Raw genomic sequence first — 22,136 nt, forward strand, 5'->3', positions numbered from 1 at the left:
TGATCAGGGCCCAACTGAGGTAACCCTTTCTAGACCGGGTCTCGGAATTGCGTCACACTGGTGTTGTGAAAATCGAGGCCTCCGAAGAGGTCGGGGTGAAGGCCACCCCCGAAACCGCCGGGCAGCGCCCCGGCGGTGCGATGGTGCCCGACGCCCAGCCGGTGGCTGATCTCACCGGCGGCCATGACACCCGTCACGCGGTGGTCCGCCTGCTGATGGAATCCGGATCCATCACCGCCGGGGAGATCGGTGCCCGGTTGGGCCTCTCCGCCGCCGGGGTGCGCCGCCACCTGGACGCGCTGATCGAGATGGGTTACGCCGAGGCGCATGCCGCGGCCTCCTGGCAGCAGGTGGGGCGCGGCCGGCCGGCGAAGCGCTTCCAGCTCACCGAGGCCGGGCGGGGCAAGCTCGAGCACCGCTATGACGATCTCGCGGTGGCCGCGATGCGCCAGCTGCGGGAGATCGGCGGTGAGGATGCGGTGGTCGACTTCGCGCGCCAGCGCATCGACACCATCCTGGCCAAGGTTGCCGCCGTGGCCGCCGGAGGCGGCACCGAAGCCGACGGCGACCTGGAGGCCACCGCCGAGCGCATCGCCGCCGCACTGACCGAGGCCGGCTACGTCGCCACCACCGCGCGAGTGGACGGGGGCGTCCCGGCGGTGCAGATCCTGCAGCACCACTGCCCGGTGGCCAACGTCGCCAAGGAGTTCCCGGAACTGTGCCGGGCCGAGCGGCAGGCGATGGCCGAAGTGCTGGGCACCCACGTGCAGCGGTTGGCGACCATCGTCGACGGCGGATACGTCTGCACCACCCATGTGCCGTTGGCCATCAAGGGCGCAAAGTCCGGCAAAGCCACCAGGACCACCACGAGGTCCGCCACCAGGACCACCACGAGCAATGAAGGAGCGTCACAATGACACTCGCACCGGACGCCGCAGCGGCAGCGGAGCCCACCCAGGAAGAGACCATCGCATCGCTGGGCCGGTACGAATTCGGTTGGGCCGACAGCGATGCCGCGGGCGCCGCCGCCCAGCGGGGTATCTCCGAGGAGGTCGTGCGCGACATCTCCGCGAAGAAGAACGAGCCGGAGTGGATGCTTGAGGCTCGGCTGCGCGCGTACCGGACCTTTATGAAGAAGCCGATGCCCAACTGGGGCTCGGATCTGTCCGGGATCGACTTCGACAACATCAAATACTTCGTGCGGTCCACCGAGAAGCAGGCCCAGACCTGGGACGACCTGCCCGACGACATCCGCAACACCTACGACCGGCTGGGCATCCCGGAAGCCGAGAAGCAGCGCTACATCGGTGGGGTAGCGGCTCAGTACGAAAGTGAGGTTGTTTACCACAAGATCCGGGAAGACCTTGAGCAACAAGGGGTTATATTCCTGGACACCGACACCGCGCTACGGGAACACGAGGACCTGTTCCGGGAGCACTTCGCCACGGTGATCCCGGCCGGGGACAACAAGTTCTCCGCGCTCAACACCGCGGTGTGGAGCGGGGGATCGTTCATCTACGTGCCCAAGGGCGTGCACGTGGACATCCCGCTGCAGGCCTACTTCCGGATCAACACCGAGAACATGGGGCAGTTCGAGCGCACCCTGATCATCGTCGACGAAGACGCCTACGTGCACTACATCGAGGGCTGCACCGCGCCGGTGTACACCTCTGACTCGCTGCACTCCGCGGTGGTGGAGATCGTCGTCAAGCCACGGGGCCGGTGCCGCTACACCACCATCCAGAACTGGTCGGTCAACGTCTACAACCTGGTCACCAAGCGGGCGCGGGCCGAGGCCGGCGCCACCATGGAGTGGGTCGACGGCAACATCGGCTCCAAGGTCACCATGAAGTACCCGGCGGTGTGGATGACCGGCGAACACGCCAAGGGCGAGGTGCTCTCGGTGGCGTTCGCCGGTGAGGACCAGCACCAGGACACCGGCGCCAAGATGCTGCACCTTGCGCCCAACACCTCGAGCAACATCGTCTCCAAGTCGGTGTCGCGGGGCGGCGGCCGGTCCTCCTACCGGGGGCTGGTAGAGATCCACAAGGGCGCGCACGGGGCGAAGTCGAGCGTGAAATGCGATGCGCTGCTGGTCGATGACGTCAGCCGCAGCGACACCTACCCCTATGTCGACATCCGTGAGGACGACGTCACCGTCGGCCACGAGGCCACCGTGTCGAAGGTCAGCGAGAACCAGTTGTTCTACCTGATGAGCCGGGGCCTCACCGAGGACGAGGCGATGGCAATGGTGGTGCGCGGCTTCATCGAGCCGATCGCCAAGGAACTGCCGATGGAGTATGCGCTGGAACTCAACAAGCTGATCCAGCTGCAGATGGAAGGCTCGGTGGGCTAGTGGCTTCGGCTGGTTTGACGTCCGCCCCGGCAGCCAACCTGACCGCAGCGGTCGAAGGTGCCACCAAGGGAACTCAATTCACCTCGTTCGACGTCGACGCCTTCGAGGTGCCGCACGGTCGCGACGAGGTGTGGCGGTTCACCCCGCTGCGCCGGCTGCGCGGCCTGCACGACGGGTCCGCGGTCGCCGACGCCGCCGCCGGCATCGAGGTGCTCGGTTCGGAGGCGGTACGGGTCGAGACCGTTGCGCGCGGCGATGACCGGCTGGGAGCAGCCGGAGTTCCGGCGGACCGTATTGCCGCCCAAGCGTTCTCGGCGTTCCGCGACGCGACGGTGGTGACGGTGCCAAAGGAGACCGTCATCGAGGATCCGATCACGATCACCGTCACCGGCCCGGGCGCCGGCGCGACGGCGTTCGGCCATCTGCAGCTGCGCGCCGAGGAACTGTCGCGGGCGACGGTGGTGATCGACGTGCGGGGCAGTGGAACCTACGCCGACAACGTCGAATTCGTGGTCGGTGACGCCGCGCAGCTGACCGTGGTGTGGATCGCCGACGGCGCCGCGGATTTGGTGCACGTCACCATGCACCACGCGGCGCTGGGCAAGGACGCGGTGTTGCGGCACACCGCCGTCGAGCTGGGCGGCGAATTGGTGCGACTGACCGGGCGGGTCCGGTTCGACGGCCCGGGCGGTGACGCCGAGCTGCTCGGCCTGTACTTCGCCGACGACGGCCAGCACCTGGAGTCCCGACTGCTGGTCGACCACGGTCAGCCCAACTGCCGGTCGAACGTGCTCTACAAGGGCGCGCTGCAGGGCGACCCCGATTCGGCCCTGCCGGACGCCCACACCGTCTGGGTCGGGGACGTCCTGATCCGCGCGACCGGCGTCGGCACCGACACCTTCGAGGTGAATCGCAACCTGGTTCTGGCCGACGGCGCCCGGGCCGACTCGATCCCCAACCTGGAGATCGAGACCGGGGAGATCATCCAGGCCGGACATGCCAGCGCGACCGGGCGCTTCGACGACGTGCAGCTGTTCTATCTGCAGGCGCGCGGCATCCCGGAAGACCAGGCCCGGCGCCTGATTGTGCGCGGCTTCTTCGGCGAGATCATCTCCAAGATCCCCGTGCCGTTCGTACAGGAGCGCCTCACCGAGGCCGTCGAGCGTGAACTCGCGGTCACCGAGAACAAATAATCCCGAACGCATCACCTAAGGACACGAATCAGCAATGAGCACACTGGAAATCAAGGATCTGCACGTGAGTGTGTCGCCGGGCGGATCCGGGGACGACGGCGCGGCGACCATCCCGATCCTGCACGGCGTCGACCTCACGGTGAACTCCGGTGAGACGCACGCCCTGATGGGGCCGAACGGGTCGGGCAAGTCCACCCTGTCGTACGCGATCGCCGGGCACCCCAAGTACACCGTGACGTCCGGGTCGATCACGCTCGACGGCCAGGACGTGCTGGCGATGACCGTCGACGAACGCGCCCGCGCGGGGCTGTTCCTGGCGATGCAGTACCCGGTCGAGGTGCCGGGGGTGTCGATGTCGAACTTCCTGCGCACCGCGGTGACCGCGATGCGCGGCGAGGCGCCGAAGCTGCGGGCCTGGATCAAGGAGCAGCGGGCGGCGTTCGCCGAGTTGGGCATCGACTCCGGGTTCGCCGAACGCAACGTCAACGAGGGCTTCTCCGGCGGGGAGAAGAAGCGCCACGAGATCCTGCAGCTCAGCCTGCTCAAGCCGAAGATCGCGATCCTGGATGAGACCGACTCCGGCCTGGACGTCGACGCGCTGCGGGTGGTCAGCGAAGGGGTGAACCGCTACAAGGAGGCGGAGAACGGCGGCGTGCTGCTGATCACCCACTACACCCGCATCCTGCGTTACATCCAGCCGCAGTTCGTGCACGTATTCGCCGGCGGGCGCATCGTCGAGTCCGGCGGCCCGGAACTGGCCGACGAGCTGGAGGAGAACGGCTACGAGCGTTTCACCGCCGTCAACAGCAGCGACCCGGTGGCACCGGCGGGGGCGTGACATGACGGTCTCGGTCAGTCGTCCGGCGGCGCCGGACCTGAATGCGATCCGGGCGGACTTCCCGATCCTGAATCGCGTCATGCGCGGCGGAAGCCGACTGGCCTACCTGGATTCCGGCGCCACCTCGCAGCGTCCACTGCCGGTGCTCGACGCAGAGCGCGAGTTCCTGCTGAAGTCCAACGGCGCGGTGCACCGCGGGGCGCACCAGCTCATGGAGGAGGCCACCGACGCCTACGAGGACGGCCGGTCGGCGATCGCGCGCTTCGTCGGCGCCGACCCGGACGAGCTGGTGTTCACCAAGAACGCCACCGAGTCGCTGAACCTGGTGTCGTATGCGCTGGGCGACAACCGCTTCGAGCGGGCGGTCGGCCCGGGCGACGTGATCGTCACCACCGAGTTGGAGCATCACGCAAATCTGGTTCCGTGGCAGGAGCTGGCGCGGCGTACCGGTGCGACGTTGCAGTGGTATGAGGTGACGCCCGACGGGCGCATCGACCTGGATTCGCTGTCCCTTGACGAGCGGGTCAAAGTCGTCGCATTCACCCATCACTCGAACGTGACCGGTGCGCTGGCACCGGTTGGTGAACTGGTGTCGCGGGCCCGCGCCGTCGGTGCGCTCACCGTGCTGGACGCCTGCCAGTCGGTTCCGCACCAGCCGGTCGACCTGCACGGGTTGGACGTCGACTTCGCCGCGTTCTCCGGTCATAAGATGCTGGGCCCCAACGGGATCGGTGTGCTGTACGGCCGGCGCGAGCTGTTGGGCGCGCTGCCGCCGTTCCTCACCGGCGGTTCGATGATCGAGACGGTCACGATGTCCTCGAGCACCTACGCGCCGACGCCGCAACGGTTCGAGGCCGGCACCCCGATGACCTCGCAGGTGGTGGGCCTGGCCGCCGCGGCCCGCTACCTGGACGCCATCGGGATGGACGTGGTGGAGGCCCACGAACGCGAACTGGTGGCCGCCGCACTCGACGGCCTCGCCGGCATACCCGGGGTGCGCATCGTCGGGCCCACCACGATGACCGATCGGGGTTCGCCGGTGTCGTTCGTGATCGACGGTGTGCACGCGCACGATGTCGGCCAAGTGCTCGACGACGACGGTGTCGCGGTCCGAGTGGGCCACCATTGCGCGATGCCGTTGCACCGCAAGTTCAATGTGGCTGCCACCGCCCGAGCGTCGTTCGCGGTGTACAACACCCACGACGAGGTGGAGCGCCTGATTGCCGGGGTGCGCCGCGCCGTGGAATTCTTCGGGGGAGCCTGACCCATGCGTCTTGAGCAGTTCTATCAGGAAGTGATCCTCGATCACTACAAGCATCCGCAGCATCGCGGTCTGCGGGAGCCCTACGGCGCGCAGGTACATCACGTCAACCCCACCTGCGGTGACGAACTGACCCTGCGGGTGGCGCTGTCGCCCGACGGCACGCAGATCGCCGACGTCTCCTACGACGGTCAGGGCTGCTCCATCTCTCAGGCGGCGACCTCGGTGCTGGCCAGCCAGGTGATCGGATCGACGGTGGACCAGGCCTTGGCCACCTTCGACGCCTTCCACGAGATGGTGTCGTCGCGGGGGACCGTCGAGGGCGACGAGGAGGTGCTCGGCGACGGCATCGCCTTTGCCGGGGTGGCCAAGTATCCGGCCCGGGTCAAGTGCGCGCTGCTGGGCTGGATGGCATTCAAAGATGCGCTGGCGCAGGCACTTTCGAAGACAGAAGAACAGACGTTGGCATCCGTCAGTGTCTCAACCCAGGAGATGAACCGATGAGCGAATTGGGACCGGACGAGCTGCTCGCCGAACTCGAGGAATCGATGCACGACGTCATCGACCCCGAGATCGGCATCAACGTCGTGGACCTGGGCCTGATGTACGACCTCTCGGTCCGGCAGGACGAAGACGGTCCGGCCGCGGTCGTCACCATGACACTCACCTCGCCGGCCTGCCCGCTGCAGGACATGATCGTCGAGCAGATCCAGAACGCCACGGTGGGTACCGGTTTGGTCAAGAAGGCTGACGTCAACTGGGTATGGGAACCCGCCTGGGGACCGGACAAGATCACCGACGAGGGTCGCGAGATGATGCGCGCCGTCGGCTTCACGGTCTGAGCGTTTCCGACAGCGTGTTCTGGCTCTGCCGGACCTGCGGGGTAGAGCACGACGCGACGCCGCAGGTGTGCGCGATCTGCGCCGATGACAGGCAGTGGGTTCCCGCCGACGGTCAGCACTGGGCGACGCTGACCGAATTGGCCGGCGAGGGCATGCGGTCCATCACCACCGTCCTGGAGTCCGGGTTGATCGGCGTCGGCAGCACACCGCCGCTCGGGATCGGCCAGCTGGGCAAGCTGGTGTGCACCCCGCGCGGCAACATGCTCTGGGACCCTTCGGGGTTCGTCGACGACGCCGCGGTGGCCGCGGTCGCCGACCACGGCCCGGTTCTCGGGGTGGTTGCGAGCCACCCGCACATGTTCGGCGCGCAGGTCGAATGGGCCCGGGCGCTCGGTGGGGTGCCGGTGTACGTCAACGCCGCCGACAAGCACTGGGTGATGCGGCCGGACCCGGTGATCGCCTACTGGTCGGGCCGACTGGAGCTCGCGCCCGGGTTGACGGTGCTCCAGGTCGGCGGCCACTTCCCGGGCAGCTCCGTCGCGTGCTGGGATGACGGGGCCGACGGTCGCGGTGTGCTGCTGGTCGGCGACACGATCTTCCCCAACCCGGACCGGCGCACCGTGGCGTTCCTGCGCAGCTACCCGAACCGGATCCCGCTGTCGGCCGCCGTCGTCCAACGGATGGCCGGCACGTTGGAGCAGCTGCGCTTCGACCGCATCTACGGATTGCACACCAACACCATCGACACCGACGGCGCGGCAGCGGTCCGGTTCTCCGCCGACCGCCATGCGGCGTGGGTGCGCGGCGACCACGACGATCTCACCTGAGGCGAGCCGCCGCGCGGCACGAGTGACGGTCGCTGCCATACTCGTCGCGTGAACCGCTTGAGCCCTTTGGCGGCGGTCGACTGCGACTTCAGGACTGAGGAAGAGCGGACACGGTGACGACGAGCAGGCGACGCTTCATGGCCGGGATGGCGGCTGCGGCGGCGGGCACGGCGGTCGGTGGGCTCGCCGCGTGCGGATCGCGGGGACCCGGGGCCGACACCATCTTCATGGGCGGCCCAGTGGTAACCGTGGTGCCGGGCGCTGCCGAGGCCGAAGCACTCGCGGTCACCGGCGGGCGGATCAGCAAGGTCGGAACGGCCGAGGAGGTGCTGCGGCTGCGGGGGTCCGAGACCACCGTCGTCGACCTGCACGGGCGGGCGCTGCTGCCTGCGTTCGTGGAGCCGCACGGCCATCCCTTCGAGATGGGCACCACGCTGGCGCCGCCGGCCATCGACGTGCGCCCCTTCACGGTGTCGACCGCCGGCGGGGTGTTCACCAAGCTCGCCGAGGCCGTCGCGGACACACCCAAAGGCCAGCCGATCCTGCTCAACGGGGTCGATCCACTGCTGCAAACCGGGCTGCAGCCCTTCAGCCGCACCGAGCTGGACCGATTGGCGCCGCACAACCCCGTCGTGATCATCAGCAACAGCGGCCACGCCGCCTACGGCAACACCGCCGCCTTCACCGCGGCCGGCATCACCAAGACCACCCCGAACCCGTCCGGGGCGCAGTACGTCCACGGGCCCGACGGTCAGCTGACCGGCGAGGTGCGCGAGGCGGCGGCGTTGATGGCGCTCACCGCACCGTTCTCCGGCGCCATCATGGCCAACGCCGGCGACAACCTGCGCTGGGCCTACTCCCAGCTGGCCCGGGCCGGTATCGCCACCGCTACCGAGCACTCCTACGACGCACGGACGCAATCGGAGGTGTTCTCCAAACTCGCCGCGCAGTCCGACTGTGCCCTGCGGGTCCGCGCGTACGAGATCGGCACGCCTGAGCTGGCCGAGGATCCGGACAACGTGCGCGGCAGGCGGGCCGGTGCGGACGTGCTGTTCGACAAGATCGGGATGAAGATCTGGGCGGACGGGTCACCGTGGCAGGGCAACATCTTCACGACCTTCCCGTACCTGACCAATGCGACCACCGCGGCGATGGGGCTGGGTCCGAATCATCGCGGCACCATGAACTTCACCCCGGAACAGATCCAGGAGCTGACAGCGGCCTTCGTCGATCAACACTGGCAGGTCTCCTGCCATGTCCACGGCGATGCCGCGATCGACGTCGTGCTGGACGCGTTCGAGCGGGCGAAGACACCCCCGGCGCTGCGGCCCCGGATGGAACACGTCGGCGCCATGAGACCCGATCAGTTCGCTCGGGCCGCGCAGCTGGGAGTCACCCCGAGCCTGTTCATCGAACACATCTACTTCTGGGGAGATGTGCTGGTGGACAAGTTGTTCGGGCCCGAGCACGGGTCGCACTGGATGTCGGCGAGCTCGGCGCTGGACGCCGGTCTGCGGCTGTCGTTTCACAACGACGGCACCGTCACCCCGCCCAACCCGATCGGCAACATCGCCACCGCGGTCAACCGAATCGCCAAGGGCAGCGGCAGGGTGCTGGCCCCCGAGCAGCGCATCGGCGTCGACGCGGCGATCAGGGCGCAGACGCTCAACGCCGCCTGGCAGTTACGGCTGGACACCGAGATCGGCAGCCTGGAAGCCGGCAAGTACGCCGATCTGGTTGTGCTGTCGCAGAACCCACGCCGGGTGCCGCCGGCCGAACTGCGCGACGTGGCCGTGGAGGCCACCTACCTGATGGGCCGGCAGACCTACGGGAAGGTGCTGGGGTAGCGCTCCTCGCCTGCCGCCGGGTCGCCCGTGAGTCGGAATCTGACGACGCGACACGCCACTGTCACGTCGTCAGATTCCGACTGGGCATCGACCTTGGTCGGCCTGACCCGGCCTAGGCTCGCGGCTCGGGGCAGGTGCCGTCGCCGGCCCAGACGGTGACCTTGGTGGCCTGCAGCACGCCGTCGCCGTCCTTGGCCCCGCGGGCGGCGACACACTTTCCGGCACTGATCGACGGTGCGCTGACCGCGATCAGCCGCCGGACGGGGGTGCTGTCGGTGATCGTGACGGTGGTCTGCCCGGACGAGCCGGTGACCGTCAGGGTGTCACCGGAGACCGAGTCGACGACGCCGCCGACACCATGGTGCGGGCGCGCCGGGGCATCGACCGCCGCAGCCGGACGCTGCGGGCACTTGCCGTCGACCGCGGTGGTGATCGCCACGAACTTCGCGGTGATGGCGCCGCCGTCGGCCGGGGCGCTGTCGGGACCGGCGCCGGCCTTGATGCAGGTGCCGGCGGTGATCTCGCCGCGCTGCGCGGGCACCGACTCGAAGACCCGGGCGTCGTCGGCCAGGGTCACGGTGGTGGTACCGGTCGATTGGGTCACCTCGAAGGTGTTGCCGGATGCCGAGGACACCGACCCCATGACACGGTCGCCGTGGGCGAAAGCCGGTGCCGGAACGAACAGCGCGACGGCGAACAGCGCAGCGGCGCCGGTGAGCGCATGGGTGCTGGGACGGGCTGGCATCAGTATTACTCCGATCGTCGACGGCGGCGGCCCGGAGTGCCGCCGCACGGTTGCTACCACCGTCGACGGTCGAGTTAGCGACAAGCTAGCTCTGAGCTGTGAGCCCGCTGTGTAGGCCGCTCCACCGGCGCGCGATGGCGGCCGGGAACACCGCGGGCCCCCCGGGCGTTGGCCCAGTCATGGCAACTCAAGACCTCACCGCAGCGAAGTTCGAAGAAACCATCGCCGACAACGACATCGTGCTGGTCGATTTCTGGGCATCATGGTGTGGGCCGTGCCGCTCGTTCGCCCCGACCTTCGCGGCCGCCTCGGAGAACCACCCCGACGTGGTGTTCGCCAAGGTCGACACCGAGGCCGAACAGCAGTTGGCCGCTGCGGCCCAGATCCGGTCCATTCCCACGCTGATGGCCTTCAAGAAGGGCACGCTGGTGTTCAACCAGGCCGGGGCGCTTCCCGCTGCGGCGCTGGAAAGCCTGGTCCAGCAGGTCAAGGACCTCGATGTCGAGGCCGCCCTGGCCGAACAGGCCGGTCAGAACAAGCCCGACCAGGTGTGACGGTCCGCACGCGATAGCGTGCACCCGTGTCCAACGCATCCGAGCACGGCTCCGAATTCGTCCTAGTCGAGCGCCCGCGTCCGCAGGTCGCCCTGATCACGCTGAACCGCCCGGAGCGGATGAACTCGATGGCGTTCGACGTCATGGTGCCGCTGCGCGACGCGCTGGCGGAGGTCAGCTACGACAACTCGGTGCGGGTGGTCGTGCTGACCGGGGCGGGCCGCGGATTCTCCTCGGGCGCCGACCACAAGTCCGCCGGTGCGGTGCCGCATGTGGCCGGTCTGACCCGGCCCAGTTTCGGACTGCGGTCGATGGAACTGCTCGACGACATCATCCTGGCGCTGCGGCGCCTGCACCAGCCGGTGATCGCCGCGGTCAACGGGGCGGCCATCGGCGGTGGACTGTGCCTGGCGCTGGCCGCCGACATCCGGGTGGCCGCCTCGGGCGCCTACTTCCGCGCCGCCGGGATCAACAACGGGCTGACCGCCAGTGAGCTGGGCCTGAGCTACCTGTTGCCCAGGGCGATCGGGGCGTCGCGAGCATTCGAGATCATGCTCACCGGCCGCGACGTCGACGCCGTGGAGGCCGAGCGGATCGGACTGGTTTCCCGGGTGGTCGAACAGCCGGCCCTTCTCGACACCTGCTACGACCTGGCCGAGCGGATCGCCGGGTTCTCCCGGCCGGGGACCGAATTGACCAAGCGCACGCTTTGGAGCGGACTCGACGCCGGTAGTCTGGAGGGGCACATGCAGGCCGAGGGGCTCGGACAGCTCTACGTGCGCCTGCTGACCAGCAACTTCGAGGAAGCCGTCGCTGCGCGCGCCGAGAAGCGCCCACCGGCCTTCACTGACGATAAGTAGCAAGAACACGACAGGAGTACGCGCGCGTGATTACCGCAACGGGCCTGGAGGTCCGCGCCGGAGCGCGCACCCTGCTCGACTCGGTTGACTCGGTGCTGCGGATCCAACCCGGCGACCGGATCGGCCTGGTCGGCCGCAACGGCGCCGGCAAGACCACCACGCTGCGCATCCTGGCCGGCGAGGGCGAGCCCTACGCGGGCACCATCACCCGCACCGGCGAGGTCGGCTACCTGCCGCAGGACCCCCGGGAGGGCAATCTCGACGTCCTGGCCCGCGACCGGGTGCTCTCGGCACGCGGCCTCGACGCGATCCTGGCCGACCTGGAAAAGCAGCAGGTGTTGATGGCCGAGGTCGTCGATGACGCCGCCCGCGATCGCGCCATCCGCCGCTACGGACAGCTCGAGGAGCGGTTCGCGGCGCTGGGCGGCTATGCCGCCGAGAGCGAGGCGGGCCGGATCTGCACCAGCCTGGGCCTGCCCGAGCGGGTGCTGACCCAGCCGCTGCGCACCCTGTCCGGCGGCCAGCGCCGCCGAGTGGAGCTGGCCCGCATCCTGTTCGCCGCCGGTGACGGTGGTTCCGGCGGTGCGGGCTCGGGCACCACCCTGCTGCTCGACGAACCGACCAACCACCTGGACGCCGACTCGATCGGGTGGCTGCGCGACTTCCTGAAGAACCACAGCGGGGGACTGGTCCTGATCAGTCACGATGTGGACCTGCTGGCCGACGTGGTCAATCGGGTGTGGTTCCTCGACGCGGTGCGCGGTGAGGCCGATGTGTACAACATGGGCTGGCAGAAGTACCTCGACGCCCGGGCGACCGATGAGCAGCGTCGCCGCCGGGAGCGGGCCAATGCCGAACGCAAGGTGGCCGCGCTGCGCACCCAGGCCGCCAAGCTGGGCGCCAAAGCCACCAAAGCCGTTGCAGCGCAGAACATGCTGCGTCGGGCGGACCGGATGCTGGCAGCGCTGGACGAGGAGCGGGTCGCCGACAAGGTCGCCAGGATCAAGTTCCCGACCCCGGCCGCGTGTGGCAAGACTCCGCTGATGGCCAGCGGTCTGACCAAGATGTACGGCTCGCTGGAGGTGTTCACCGGCGTGGACCTGGCCATCGACCGGGGATCTCGGGTGGTGGTGCTGGGTCTCAACGGTGCCGGCAAGACCACGCTGCTGCGGGTGCTGGCCGGGGTCGAGACCCCCGACGCCGGTCAACTCGAACCCGGCCACGGCTGCAAGATCGGCTATTTCGCCCAGGAGCACGACACCATCGACAACGCGGCGACGGTGTGGGAGAACACCGTTCACGCCGCCCCCGACACCTCCGAGCAGGAGCTGCGCGGGCTGCTGGGCGCGTTCATGTTCACCGGACCGCAGCTGGATCAGCCGGCCGGCACGCTGTCCGGCGGTGAGAAGACCCGCCTGGCGCTGGCCGGGCTGGTGGCCTCCACCGCGAACGTGCTGTTACTCGACGAGCCGACCAACAACCTCGATCCCGCCTCGCGGGAGCAGGTTCTGGACGCGCTGCGCAGCTATCAGGGCGCGGTGGTGCTGGTCACCCACGACCCGGGGGCGGCCGAGGCGCTGGACCCGCAGCGGGTGGTGTTGCTGCCCGACGGCACCGAGGACCATTGGTCGGCGGACTATCGCGACCTGATCGAGCTGGCATAGCGGCGATCGCGGCGGTCGCCGCCATCGGATCAGCCGGAGCGCCCCCGCGTCGGCATTTCAGCCAAAGTCGCCCGACAGCGCCAACGCCTTCCTACGCTGAACCCGTTCAGTCGGCGAGGGGATGGTGAGGGGACGTGGCGACGACGACGAAGCCGAACAAGCTGCGTGATCGACAGCTGGTCGAGTTGCGAACCGCTTATGAACGGGGGGCCAGCATCCGCACCCTGGCGGCATCCACCGGGCGTTCGTACGGTTCGGTGCACAGCATGCTGCGGGAGTCGGGTGCGGCGATGCGCAGCCGTGGCGGACCGAATCACCGCACGCGGTCTCGCTAGCGTTACTCCGTACTGCTCGCCGAACGTGTACTCAGCCCGAGAAATCGCGAGAAAATCGTCCTGAGTGCACGCTCGGTGCGAACACACGCGAAGTAACATCAGCTCTGCCGCACCGAGTCTTCGACCAGGTCGAGGACCGCGGACAACCGCTCGGGATCCTCGCCGGAGGCCAGTCGTGCGACCAGGCCGTCGAGCACGAGGTCCAAGTAGCAGTGCAACACGTCGCCGGGCACATCGCCGCGCAGCCGGCCGGCCTGCTTCTGGCGATGCAGTCGATCCGTTGTCGCAGCAGATAATTCGGCCGACCGCTCCGCCCAGCCGCGGCTGAACTCCGGATCGTGACGCAGCTTGCGGGCGATCTCCAACCGGGTGGCCAGCCAGTCATACTGCTCGGGCGCCGCCAACATGTCCCGCATCACACCGATCAGCCCCTCGCGCGAAGCGACATCGGCCATGCGCTGCGCGTCCTCGCGGGCCAGCTCGAAGAACAGGGTGTCCTTGTCGCGGAAGTGATGGAAGATCGCTCCGCGCGACAACCCGACCGTCTGCTCCAGTCGCCGCACCGTCGCCCCGTCGTAACCGTAGGCGGCGAAGCACCGCCGCGCGCCATCGAGGATCTGGCGGCGTCGGGCCGCCAGGTGATCCTCGCTGACCCTGGGCATCAGGTGGTCGCTGCCTACGCGGTCTGCGTCGACTTCAACATGTTGCGCAGCACGTACTGCAGGATGCCGCCGTTGCGGTAGTAGTCGGCCTCGCCGGGGGTGTCGATGCGCACCACCGCGTCGAACTCGACGACGCCACCGTCTTCCTTAGTGGCCTTGACGTGCACCGTCTTCGGCGTCTTGCCCTTGTTGAGCTCTTCGATGCCGGTGATGTCGAACACCTCGGTGCCGTCCAGCTTCAGCGACGCCGCGGACTCGCCCGCGGGGAACTGCAGCGGGATCACGCCCATGCCGATCAGGTTGGAGCGGTGGATGCGCTCGAACGATTCGGTGATGACGGCCTTGACGCCCAGCAGCGTGGTGCCCTTGGCCGCCCAGTCGCGGGAGGAGCCGGACCCATATTCTTTGCCGCCCAGCACCACCAGCGGGATGCCGGCCTTCCGGTAGTTCATGCACGCGTTGTAGATGAACTCCTTGGGGCCGCCCTCCTGGGTGAAGTCGCGGGTGTAGCCGCCCTGGGTGCCCTCCAGGCCGATGGTGTCCAGCAATCGGTTCTGCAGGCGGATGTTGGCGAAGGTGCCGCGGACCATCACCTCGTGGTTACCGCGCCGGCTGCCCAGCGAGTTGTAGTCCTTCTGTGCCACACCGTGCGCGTCCAGGTAGTCCGCGGCCGGGGTGCCCGGCTTGATCGGGCCGGCCGGGCTGATGTGGTCGGTGGTCACCGAGTCGCCCAACAGTGCCATGACGCGGGCGCCCTTGATGTCCGACACCGGCGCGGGCTCCATGCCCATGCCATCGAAGTACGGGGCCTTGCGCACGTAGGTCGAGGCCTCGTCCCAGGCGAAGGTGTCACCGTCCGGGGTGGCCAGGTTGCGCCAGCGCTCGTCGCCCTTGAACACATCGGCGTAGGACTTGCGGAACATGTCCTGGCTGATCGCGTTCTTGATGGTGTCGTCGATCTCCTGAGCCGACGGCCAGATGTCGCGCAGGTACACGTCGTTGCCGTCGTGGTCTTTGCCAAGAGAGTCGGTCTCGAAGTCGAAGTCCATGGTGCCGGCCAGCGCGTAGGCGATGACCAGCGGCGGGCTGGCCAGGTAGTTCATCTTGACGTCGGGGGAGATGCGGCCCTCGAAGTTGCGGTTACCCGACAGCACCGCGGTGACGGTCAGGTCTTCCTCGTTGACCGCCTTGGAGATCTGCTCCGGCAGCGGGCCGGTGTTGCCGATACACGTGGTGCAGCCGTAACCGCCCAGGTAGAAGCCCAGCTTCTCCAGGTAGGGCCACAGCCCGGCTTTCTCGTAGTAGTCGGTCACGACCTGCGACCCCGGCGCCATGTTGGTCTTCACCCACGGCTTGGAGGACAGGCCCTTCTCGACGGCGTTGCGGGCCAGCAGGGCCGCGCCGATCATCACCGACGGGTTGGAGGTGTTGGTGCAGGAGGTGATACCTGCAACGGCGACCGCGCCATGATCGAGGATGAACTCACCGCGCTCGCCCTTGATCCGGATCGGCTTGCTCGGCCGGCCCTCGGCGCCGTTGGCGGCGGACGCGACGTCCACGGCACCGTCGTCGGCGAAGCTCAGCTTGACCGGGTCGGAGGCGGGGAAGGACTCCTCGATGGCCTCGTCGAGCTGGGTGTGCGGCGCCGGGTGCTGCTCCTCGACATAGTTGTGGATGTCCTTGCGGAAGGCGACCTTGCTCTCCGACAACAGGATTCGGTCCTGCGGGCGCTTCGGGCCGGCGATCGAGGGCACCACGGTGGACAGGTCCAGCTCCAGGTATTCGGAGAAGGCCGGCTCGTGGTCGGGGTTGTGCCACATGCCTTGAGCCTTGGCGTAGGCCTCGACCAGCGCGAGCTGCTCGTCGGTGCGGCCGGTCAGGCGCAGGTAGTTGATGGTCTCCGAGTCGATCGGGAAGATTGCGCAGGTGGAGCCGAACTCGGGGCTCATGTTGCCCAGCGTGGCGCGGTTGGCCAGCGGCACCTCGGCCACGCCCTTGCCGTAGAACTCGACGAACTTGCCCACCACGCCGTGCTTGCGCAGCATGTCGGTGACGGTCAGCACCACGTCGGTGGCGGTCACGCCCGGCTGGATCTCGCCGGTGAGCTTGAAGCCGACGACACGCGGGATCAGCATCGACACCGGCTGGCCCAGCATGGCGGCCTCGGCCTCGATACCGCCGACGCCCCAGCCCAGCACGCCCAAGCCGTTCTGCATGGTGGTGTGGCTGTCGGTACCCACACAGGTGTCGGGGTAGGCCTTGCCGTCACGGACCATGATGGTGCGCGCCAGGTACTCGATGTTGACCTGGTGCACGATGCCGGTGCCCGGCGGAACCACCTTGAAGTCGTCGAAGGCGCCCTGGCCCCAGCGCAGGAACTGGTAGCGCTCGGAGTTGCGCTCGTACTCCAACTCGACGTTGCGCTCGAAGGCGTCCGCGGTGCCGAAGACGTCGAGGATGACGGAGTGGTCGATCACCATCTCCGCCGGCGAGAGCGGGTTGACCTTGTTCGGGTCACCGCCCAGCGCGGCGACGGCCTCCCGCATGGTGGCCAGGTCCACGACGCATGGCACGCCGGTGAAGTCCTGCATGATCACCCGGGCCGGGGTGAACTGGATCTCGATGCTCGGCTCGGCCGACGGATCCCAGTTGGCCAGGGCCAGGATGTGATCCTTGGTGATGTTGGCGCCGTCCTCGGTGCGCAGCAGGTTCTCGGCCAGCACCTTGAGGCTGTAGGGGAGTTTCTCGGTGCCGGGCACGGCGTCGAGGCGGAAGATCTGATAGGTCTGGTCACCCACTGTGAGGGTGTCGCGGGCTCCGAACGAATTCACCGAATCTGTGCTGGTCACTTCAACTCCCCGAGATCGAGTTCTCATCCATCGACGGGTCCGCGCCGACGGGCGTCATAACCGTAACAGTACGATTGTCCTGTATAAAGTAAGGTTCACCTCACCTGAGCGGGGTTGATACCGTCGTCAACCGTGACGATCCAGCATCCGCCGGCCTATATCCCCGGCGAGCTCTGCATCACCGTCGGCCTCGACCCGGCGACTCCGCCGGACGACTGCATGGCGCTGGTGAAGGTCGCCGTTGCCGCCGACGGGGTGAGCGCGCCGGCCAACGACGTGTCGGCACTGCGCGAGGTGGTGGCCGAGGCGGGCCGCAACGGCATCGACCTCAAGGTGATCGAGGTGGCCCGCAACCCGGGGATGGACACCGCGCTGCGCGACGTCGCCACCGTGGTGGGCTACGACTACCCGGATTCCACCGTGCTGGTGCTCAGTACCACTTATGTCGGCAGCTACAGCGGCCAGTTCTCCCGGTCCAAGCTGGAGGCCGCCGAGGACCACGCCAAGACCGGCGATCCGGTGACGTCGGCGCAGAATTTTCTTCATGAATTGACCACCCCGGATCTGCCCTGGACGGGACTGACGGTGGTGTTGCTGGTGGGGGTCGCGGCAGCGGCTGTGGGCACCCGGTTTCTGCAGCGGCGCAGCAAACAGGCCGCCGAAAGCGCCAACGTCGCCGATTAGCGGCTTTACCTCCATAAATCTGGACACTGGGCGAATTAGTCATCACCCGGTGGTGGCCTGTGGCGAATAATCACGTCACCGAATGGTCACAACCCGCTCAATTACAAGAATGTAGTTTGTTACGAACGTTTCTCCAGTGACAGATGTGACGTATGGTCACAAAAGGCGCAGCTGTTGTACCTGTTGTTTTCGTGCCTTGGTCGCCGGCCCAGGCGCGGCGCCGCTGCCGAGAGTCCGAGGAGATCCAAGCCGAATGAGACGCATCCGCTGTGGCTCCGATGGCTCTGCCCTCCGGCTGGCGGCCCGGCTCGCCAAACCCTCGACGGTGTCGCTGCTCAGCGCCGCGCTGCTGCTGGGCACCCCCGGTCTGGTGACCGCCCAGCCGGACCCCGACGGCATCGCCGCGCTGATCGCCGACGTCGCCGAGGCCAACCAGCAGTTGCAGAACCTAGGCGCGCAGATCGCCGAAGAGAAGGAGAGCGTCAACAAGGCCCTGGTGGAACTGCAGACCGCACGCGAGGACGCCGACGCCGCCCAACACGAAGTCGAGGCCGGCCGGCAGGCGATCGCCGACGCCGACGCCGCGATCGTCGCCGCTCAGAAGCGGTTCAACACCTTCGCCGCGTCCACCTACGTCAATGGGCCCTCGGACAGCTACCTGACTGCGGCGGACCCGTCGGAGATGATCGCCACGGCCGCGGCCGGACAGACGCTCGCACTCAGCTCCCAGCAGGCCGTGGACACCCTGAAGCGGGCCCGCATCGAGCAGCTCAACAAGGAATCGGCCGCCCGGGCGGCCAAGCAGAAGGCCGACCAGGCGGTCGCCGACGCACAGTCGAGCCAGGACGCCGCGGTGGCCGCGCTCACCGACACCCAGCGCAGGTTCGGCGAACAGCAGGGTGAGATCGACCGGCTGGCGGCGCGGCGCAACGAGGCGCAGGCCAAGCTCGCCGCCGCCCGCCGCCAGGATCAGTCCCAGGAGGGTCCCGCGCCGGCCGGTGCTCCCACCGGCGACCGGTGGGGCAACGCCGTCGATCCCGCCAACCCCGCGGCGGCCAAGCAGGCCGAACAGTGGGACGGCCCCTGGGACCCGACGCTTCCGATGATCCCCAGCGCCAACATCCCCGGTGACCCGATCGCGGTCATCAACCAGGTGCTCGGGATCTCCCAGACCTCGGCCCAGGTGACCGCAAACATGGGTCGTAAGTTCCTGGAGTCGATCGGGCTGGCGAGTCCCGAGTCCTCCGGCATCAACAACGGCCAGATCCCGCGGGTGTACGGCCGGCAGGCCTCGGAGTACGTGATCCGCCGCGGCCTCTCGCAGCGTGGCGTGCCCTACTCCTGGGGCGGGGGCACGGCCGCGGGACCCAGCCGCGGTATCGGATCCGGTGCGGGCACAGTCGGTTTCGACTGTTCCGGGCTGATCCTGTACTCGTTCGCCGGGGTGGGCATCAAGCTGCCGCACTACTCCGGTTCGCAGTACAAGATGGGTCGCCAGATCCCGTCGGCGCTGGCGCGTCGCGGCGACGTCATCTTCTACGGCCCGGGCGGCAGCCAGCACGTGACGCTGTACCTGGGCAACGGCCTGATGCTGGAGGCCCCCGATGTGGGGCAACCGGTGAAGGTGTCGCCGGTGCGCAAGAGCGGCATGACGCCCTTTGTGGTCCGATACATCGAGTACTGACGGCGGAAAGCGAATGCGACAGAGTTCATTACGTCTGGCCCGGATCGCCGGGTCGCTGCTGGTGGCGATCCCGCTGATGATCGGCCTGGCCGCGCCGGCCGCGGCCGACGGGCCGTGGGACCCCACCCTGCCGGCGACCATCAGCGCCGGCGCGCCCGGTGACCCGCTGGCGATCGCCAACGCGTCGCTGCAGGCCACCGCGCAGGCCACCCAGACCACGATGGACCTGGGCCGCAAGTTCCTGTCCGGCCTCGGATTCAACGTGGGTGATGAAGCCGTCGGCAATGTGTCACCCGGCCAGCGGGTGCACGGCAAGCAGGCCATCGAGTACGTGATCCGGCGCGGCGGCTCCCAGATGGGGGTGCCGTATTCCTGGGGCGGCGGCTCGCTGACCGGACCCAGCAAGGGGATCGACTCCGGGGCCGGCACCGTCGGCTTCGACTGCTCGGGCCTGATGCGCTACGCGTTCGCCGGCGTCGGCGTGCTCATCCCGCGGTTCTCCGGCGACCAGTACAACGCGGGCCGGCATATCCCGCCCAGTCAGGCTCGCCGCGGCGACCTGATGTTCTGGGGGCCCGGCGGCGGCCAGCACGTCGCCATGTACCTCGGCGGCGGCAAGATGCTGGAGGCCTCCGGCAGCGCAGGCAAGACCGTCGTCAGCCCGGTGCGGACCGCCGGGATGACGCCTTATCTGACCCGGATCATCGAGTACTGACCCGCCCTGGAGGGGCCGTACGTCGACGGATGCCGCGAACCCTGGAATAGTGAAACGCGGGCACAACGCTGCCCCTCGGCCCCGTGCCGTGCAAGCAGTTGTGTCTGACCGACCTTTGTGGAGGATTTGTCGATGACGTCATCGGATGGGACGCCCGCGGGCGCCAGCGGTTTCCCCGGGGCCGAGGGTTCCCCGGCCGGCGGTAGCGGGCTCGCCGCCGACGTACACGCGCTGGAGCGGGCCATCTTCGAGGTCAAGCGCGTCATCGTCGGCCAGGACCAGCTCGTCGAGCGGATCCTGGTCGGCCTGCTGGCCAAGGGCCACGTGCTGCTCGAAGGTGTGCCCGGTGTCGCCAAGACCCTGGCCGTGGAGACCTTCGCCAAGGTGGTCGGCGGATCCTTCGCCCGGATCCAGTTCACCCCGGACCTGGTGCCGACCGACATCATCGGTACCCGCATCTACCGGCAGGGCCGCGAGGAGTTCGACACCGAGCTCGGCCCGGTGATGGTCAACTTCCTGCTGGCCGACGAGATCAACCGCGCGCCCGCCAAGGTGCAGTCGGCGCTGCTGGAGGTCATGCAGGAGCGCAAGGTGTCCATCGGCGGCAAGACCATTCCGCTGCCCACCCCGTTCCTGGTCATGGCCACCCAGAACCCGATCGAGCACGAGGGCGTCTACCCGCTGCCGGAGGCGCAGCGCGACCGCTTCCTGTTCAAGATCAACGTCGGCTACCCGTCACCGGAAGAGGAACGCGAGATCATCTACCGGATGGGGGTCACCCCGCCGGAGCCCAAGCAGATCCTCAACCCCGGCGACCTGCTGCGGTTGCAGGGCCTGGCGGCCAACAACTTCGTGCACCACGCGCTGGTCGACTACGTGGTCCGGGTGATCACCGCGACGCGGCAGCCCGAGCAGTTCGGCATGCCGGACGTGAAGAACTGGCTGTCCTTCGGTGCCTCGCCGCGTGCCTCGCTGGGCATCATCGCCGCGTCGCGGGCGCTGGCCCTGGTCCGCGGTCGCGACTACGTGATCCCGCAGGACGTCATCGAGGTCATCCCCGACGTGCTGCGGCACCGGCTGGTGCTGTCCTACGATGCGCTCGCCGATGAGATCACCTCGGAGATCGTCATCAACCGGGTGCTGCAGACGGTGCCGCTGCCGCAGGTGAACGCCGTTCCGCAGCAGCAGCACTCGCCGGCACCGGGTGCCCCGACCGCGGCGGCAGCGGCCGGCGGTCGGTGAGCGAGCCCGACCCGGGGCAGGGATCGCAGCAGGCCCCCGGAACCAGCACCGCGCCGCCGTCCATGCTGCGCGGCGGCATCCGCGACCCCAAGCTGGCCGCCGCGCTGCGCACCCTTGAGCTGACCGTCAAACGCAAGCTCGACGGGGTGCTGCACGGCGATCACCTGGGCCTGATTCCCGGCCCGGGCTCCGAGCCCGGCGAGTCACGGCTCTACCAGCCGGGTGACGACGTGCGCCGGATGGACTGGTCGGTCACGGCCCGCACCACCCATCCGCACGTCCGCCAGATGATCGCCGACCGGGAGCTGGAGACCTGGCTGGTGGTCGACATGTCGGCCAGTATGGACTTCGGCACCGCGACCTGCGAGAAGCGTGACCTGGCGGTGGCGGCCGCCGCGGCCATCGTCTACCTCAACAGCGGCGGCGGCAACCGGCTGGGGGCGCTGGTGGCCAACGGCGAGCGAGTGGTGCGGGTGCCGGCGCGCTCCGGGCGCAACCACGAGCAGACGCTGCTGCGCACCATCGCCACCATTCCCCGGGCCCCGGTGGGGGTGCGGGGAGACCTGGCCGCGGCCATCGACGCTTTGCGCCGGCCGGAACGCCGGCGCGGCATGGCGGTCATCATCAGCGACTTCCTCGGCCCGATCAACTGGATGCGCCCGCTGCGTGCGATCGCGGCCCGCCACGAGGTGCTGGGCATCGAGGTGCTCGACCCGCGCGACGTGGAGTTGCCGGACGTCGGCGACGTGGTGCTGCAGGACACCGAATCCGGGGTCACCCGCGAGTTCACCATCGACGCCAAGCTGCGCGACGACTTCGCCCGGGCCGCAACGGCACACCGCGCCGACGTCGCGCATGCGTTGCGCAGCTGTGGTGCGCCGCTGCTGGGGTTGCGCACCGACCGGGACTGGATCGCCGACATCGTCCGATTCGTCGAGTCACGCCGGCGCGGCGCGCTGGCGGGGATGCCGTGAACTC

General features: G+C 68.4%; 21 protein-coding genes. 18 read left to right on the forward strand and 3 right to left on the reverse strand.

Annotated elements, in window-relative coordinates:
* Positions 1-140: 140 nt before the first annotated feature.
* The 9 genes from AWC16_RS05930 to AWC16_RS05970 all read left to right on the forward strand — a co-directional run bounded on the left by AWC16_RS05930 (position 141) and on the right by AWC16_RS05970 (position 9,164).
* Positions 141-917, forward strand: coding sequence for a helix-turn-helix transcriptional regulator (locus AWC16_RS05930; protein WP_085263913.1), 777 nt, complete (start codon positions 141-143; stop codon positions 915-917).
* The gene (gene sufB / locus AWC16_RS05935; protein WP_085263829.1) at positions 914-2,356 is read left to right on the forward strand and encodes a Fe-S cluster assembly protein SufB; all 1,443 of its coding nucleotides are present in this window, start codon (positions 914-916) and stop codon (positions 2,354-2,356) included. The genes AWC16_RS05930 and sufB overlap by 4 nt, the downstream gene beginning before the upstream one ends.
* Positions 2,356-3,549, forward strand: a complete 1,194-nt coding sequence (gene sufD, locus AWC16_RS05940) for a Fe-S cluster assembly protein SufD (RefSeq protein ID WP_085263830.1) — start codon at positions 2,356-2,358, stop codon at positions 3,547-3,549. Before sufB ends, sufD begins: the two co-directional genes overlap by 1 nt.
* Positions 3,550-3,583: 34 nt before the next feature.
* Complete coding sequence (sufC, locus tag AWC16_RS05945) at positions 3,584-4,387, forward strand: Fe-S cluster assembly ATPase SufC (RefSeq protein WP_085263831.1); 804 nt, start codon at positions 3,584-3,586, stop codon at positions 4,385-4,387.
* 1 nt (position 4,388) lies between these two features.
* A complete protein-coding gene (locus tag AWC16_RS05950) occupies positions 4,389-5,651 on the forward strand; it encodes a cysteine desulfurase (RefSeq protein ID WP_085263832.1) in 1,263 nt (420 codons plus the stop codon).
* Positions 5,652-5,654: 3 nt separating this feature from the next.
* Entirely contained in the window at positions 5,655-6,152 is a 498-nt protein-coding gene (gene sufU, locus AWC16_RS05955) for a Fe-S cluster assembly sulfur transfer protein SufU (protein WP_085263833.1), read from the forward strand.
* The gene (locus AWC16_RS05960) at positions 6,149-6,490 is read left to right on the forward strand and encodes a metal-sulfur cluster assembly factor (protein ID WP_085263834.1); all 342 of its coding nucleotides are present in this window, start codon (positions 6,149-6,151) and stop codon (positions 6,488-6,490) included. The genes sufU and AWC16_RS05960 overlap by 4 nt, the downstream gene beginning before the upstream one ends.
* Positions 6,491-6,504: 14 nt before the next feature.
* On the forward strand, positions 6,505-7,317 hold the full coding sequence (locus tag AWC16_RS05965; protein ID WP_234812136.1) for an MBL fold metallo-hydrolase: 813 nt from the start codon (positions 6,505-6,507) through the stop codon (positions 7,315-7,317).
* Positions 7,318-7,430: 113 nt separating this feature from the next.
* Complete coding sequence (locus AWC16_RS05970; protein WP_165759168.1) at positions 7,431-9,164, forward strand: amidohydrolase; 1,734 nt, start codon at positions 7,431-7,433, stop codon at positions 9,162-9,164.
* Positions 9,165-9,276: 112 nt separating this feature from the next.
* On the opposite strand, the gene AWC16_RS05975 is transcribed toward AWC16_RS05970, so the two are convergent.
* Positions 9,277-9,909, reverse strand: coding sequence for a DUF5666 domain-containing protein (locus tag AWC16_RS05975; RefSeq protein ID WP_085263837.1), 633 nt, complete (start codon positions 9,907-9,909; stop codon positions 9,277-9,279).
* Between the two features lie 179 nt (positions 9,910-10,088).
* On the opposite strand from AWC16_RS05975, the gene trxA reads away from it, so the two are divergent.
* From trxA to AWC16_RS05995, 4 genes are all read left to right on the forward strand, one after another.
* Positions 10,089-10,463: a thioredoxin gene (gene trxA, locus AWC16_RS05980; RefSeq protein ID WP_085263838.1), complete on the forward strand. Its 375-nt coding sequence runs from the start codon at positions 10,089-10,091 to the stop codon at positions 10,461-10,463.
* 26 nt (positions 10,464-10,489) lie between these two features.
* The gene (locus AWC16_RS05985) at positions 10,490-11,323 is read left to right on the forward strand and encodes an enoyl-CoA hydratase (RefSeq protein ID WP_085263839.1); all 834 of its coding nucleotides are present in this window, start codon (positions 10,490-10,492) and stop codon (positions 11,321-11,323) included.
* Between the two features lie 26 nt (positions 11,324-11,349).
* Positions 11,350-12,987, forward strand: a complete 1,638-nt coding sequence (locus AWC16_RS05990) for an ABC-F family ATP-binding cassette domain-containing protein (RefSeq protein ID WP_085263840.1) — start codon at positions 11,350-11,352, stop codon at positions 12,985-12,987.
* Between the two features lie 134 nt (positions 12,988-13,121).
* On the forward strand, positions 13,122-13,322 hold the full coding sequence (locus AWC16_RS05995; RefSeq protein WP_085263841.1) for a helix-turn-helix domain-containing protein: 201 nt from the start codon (positions 13,122-13,124) through the stop codon (positions 13,320-13,322).
* 98 nt (positions 13,323-13,420) lie between these two features.
* On the opposite strand, the gene AWC16_RS06000 is transcribed toward AWC16_RS05995, so the two are convergent.
* Positions 13,421-13,984 carry a TetR/AcrR family transcriptional regulator gene (locus AWC16_RS06000; RefSeq protein WP_085263842.1) on the reverse strand — a complete coding sequence of 188 codons (564 nt, stop codon included), beginning with the start codon at positions 13,982-13,984 and terminating at the stop codon, positions 13,421-13,423.
* A 14-nt stretch (positions 13,985-13,998) separates the two neighbouring features.
* Positions 13,999-16,833 (reverse strand): aconitate hydratase AcnA, encoded by a 2,835-nt coding sequence (gene acnA, locus AWC16_RS06005; protein WP_234812137.1) that lies wholly within the window; start codon positions 16,831-16,833, stop codon positions 13,999-14,001.
* A gap of 132 nt (positions 16,834-16,965) precedes the next feature.
* On the opposite strand from acnA, the gene AWC16_RS06010 reads away from it, so the two are divergent.
* The 5 genes from AWC16_RS06010 to AWC16_RS06030 all read left to right on the forward strand — a co-directional run bounded on the left by AWC16_RS06010 (position 16,966) and on the right by AWC16_RS06030 (position 22,132).
* Positions 16,966-17,517: an Rv1476 family membrane protein gene (locus AWC16_RS06010; RefSeq protein WP_085263844.1), complete on the forward strand. Its 552-nt coding sequence runs from the start codon at positions 16,966-16,968 to the stop codon at positions 17,515-17,517.
* Between the two features lie 262 nt (positions 17,518-17,779).
* On the forward strand, positions 17,780-19,201 hold the full coding sequence (ripA, locus tag AWC16_RS06015; RefSeq protein WP_409370675.1) for an NlpC/P60 family peptidoglycan endopeptidase RipA: 1,422 nt from the start codon (positions 17,780-17,782) through the stop codon (positions 19,199-19,201).
* A gap of 13 nt (positions 19,202-19,214) precedes the next feature.
* On the forward strand, positions 19,215-19,916 hold the full coding sequence (gene ripB / locus AWC16_RS06020) for an NlpC/P60 family peptidoglycan endopeptidase RipB (protein ID WP_085263846.1): 702 nt from the start codon (positions 19,215-19,217) through the stop codon (positions 19,914-19,916).
* Between the two features lie 132 nt (positions 19,917-20,048).
* A complete protein-coding gene (gene moxR1 / locus AWC16_RS06025) occupies positions 20,049-21,158 on the forward strand; it encodes a chaperone MoxR1 (protein ID WP_085263914.1) in 1,110 nt (369 codons plus the stop codon).
* Between the two features lie 62 nt (positions 21,159-21,220).
* Positions 21,221-22,132 (forward strand): DUF58 domain-containing protein, encoded by a 912-nt coding sequence (locus tag AWC16_RS06030; protein WP_085263915.1) that lies wholly within the window; start codon positions 21,221-21,223, stop codon positions 22,130-22,132.
* The last annotated feature ends 4 nt before the right edge of the window (positions 22,133-22,136 follow it).

The sequence above is a fragment of the Mycolicibacter longobardus genome, assembly GCF_002102265.1.
Taxonomy (GTDB): Bacteria; Actinomycetota; Actinomycetes; order Mycobacteriales; family Mycobacteriaceae; genus Mycobacterium; species Mycobacterium longobardum.

Bases quoted from the DNA above. Each gene is read 5' to 3' on its own strand.
- AWC16_RS05930 (WP_085263913.1), top strand. From the start codon at position 141: ATGGTGCCCGACGCCCAGCCGGTGGCTGATCTCACCGGCGGCCATGAC.
- sufB (WP_085263829.1), top strand. From the start codon at position 914: ATGACACTCGCACCGGACGCCGCAGCGGCAGCGGAGCCCACCCAGGAA.
- sufC (WP_085263831.1), top strand. From the start codon at position 3,584: ATGAGCACACTGGAAATCAAGGATCTGCACGTGAGTGTGTCGCCGGGC.
- AWC16_RS05950 (WP_085263832.1), top strand. From the start codon at position 4,389: ATGACGGTCTCGGTCAGTCGTCCGGCGGCGCCGGACCTGAATGCGATC.
- sufU (WP_085263833.1), top strand. From the start codon at position 5,655: ATGCGTCTTGAGCAGTTCTATCAGGAAGTGATCCTCGATCACTACAAG.
- AWC16_RS05960 (WP_085263834.1), top strand. From the start codon at position 6,149: ATGAGCGAATTGGGACCGGACGAGCTGCTCGCCGAACTCGAGGAATCG.
- AWC16_RS05975 (WP_085263837.1), bottom strand. From the start codon at position 9,909: ATGCCAGCCCGTCCCAGCACCCATGCGCTCACCGGCGCCGCTGCGCTG.
- trxA (WP_085263838.1), top strand. From the start codon at position 10,089: ATGGCAACTCAAGACCTCACCGCAGCGAAGTTCGAAGAAACCATCGCC.
- AWC16_RS06000 (WP_085263842.1), bottom strand. From the start codon at position 13,984: ATGCCCAGGGTCAGCGAGGATCACCTGGCGGCCCGACGCCGCCAGATC.
- ripB (WP_085263846.1), top strand. From the start codon at position 19,215: ATGCGACAGAGTTCATTACGTCTGGCCCGGATCGCCGGGTCGCTGCTG.
- moxR1 (WP_085263914.1), top strand. From the start codon at position 20,049: ATGACGTCATCGGATGGGACGCCCGCGGGCGCCAGCGGTTTCCCCGGG.
- AWC16_RS06030 (WP_085263915.1), top strand. From the start codon at position 21,221: ATGCTGCGCGGCGGCATCCGCGACCCCAAGCTGGCCGCCGCGCTGCGC.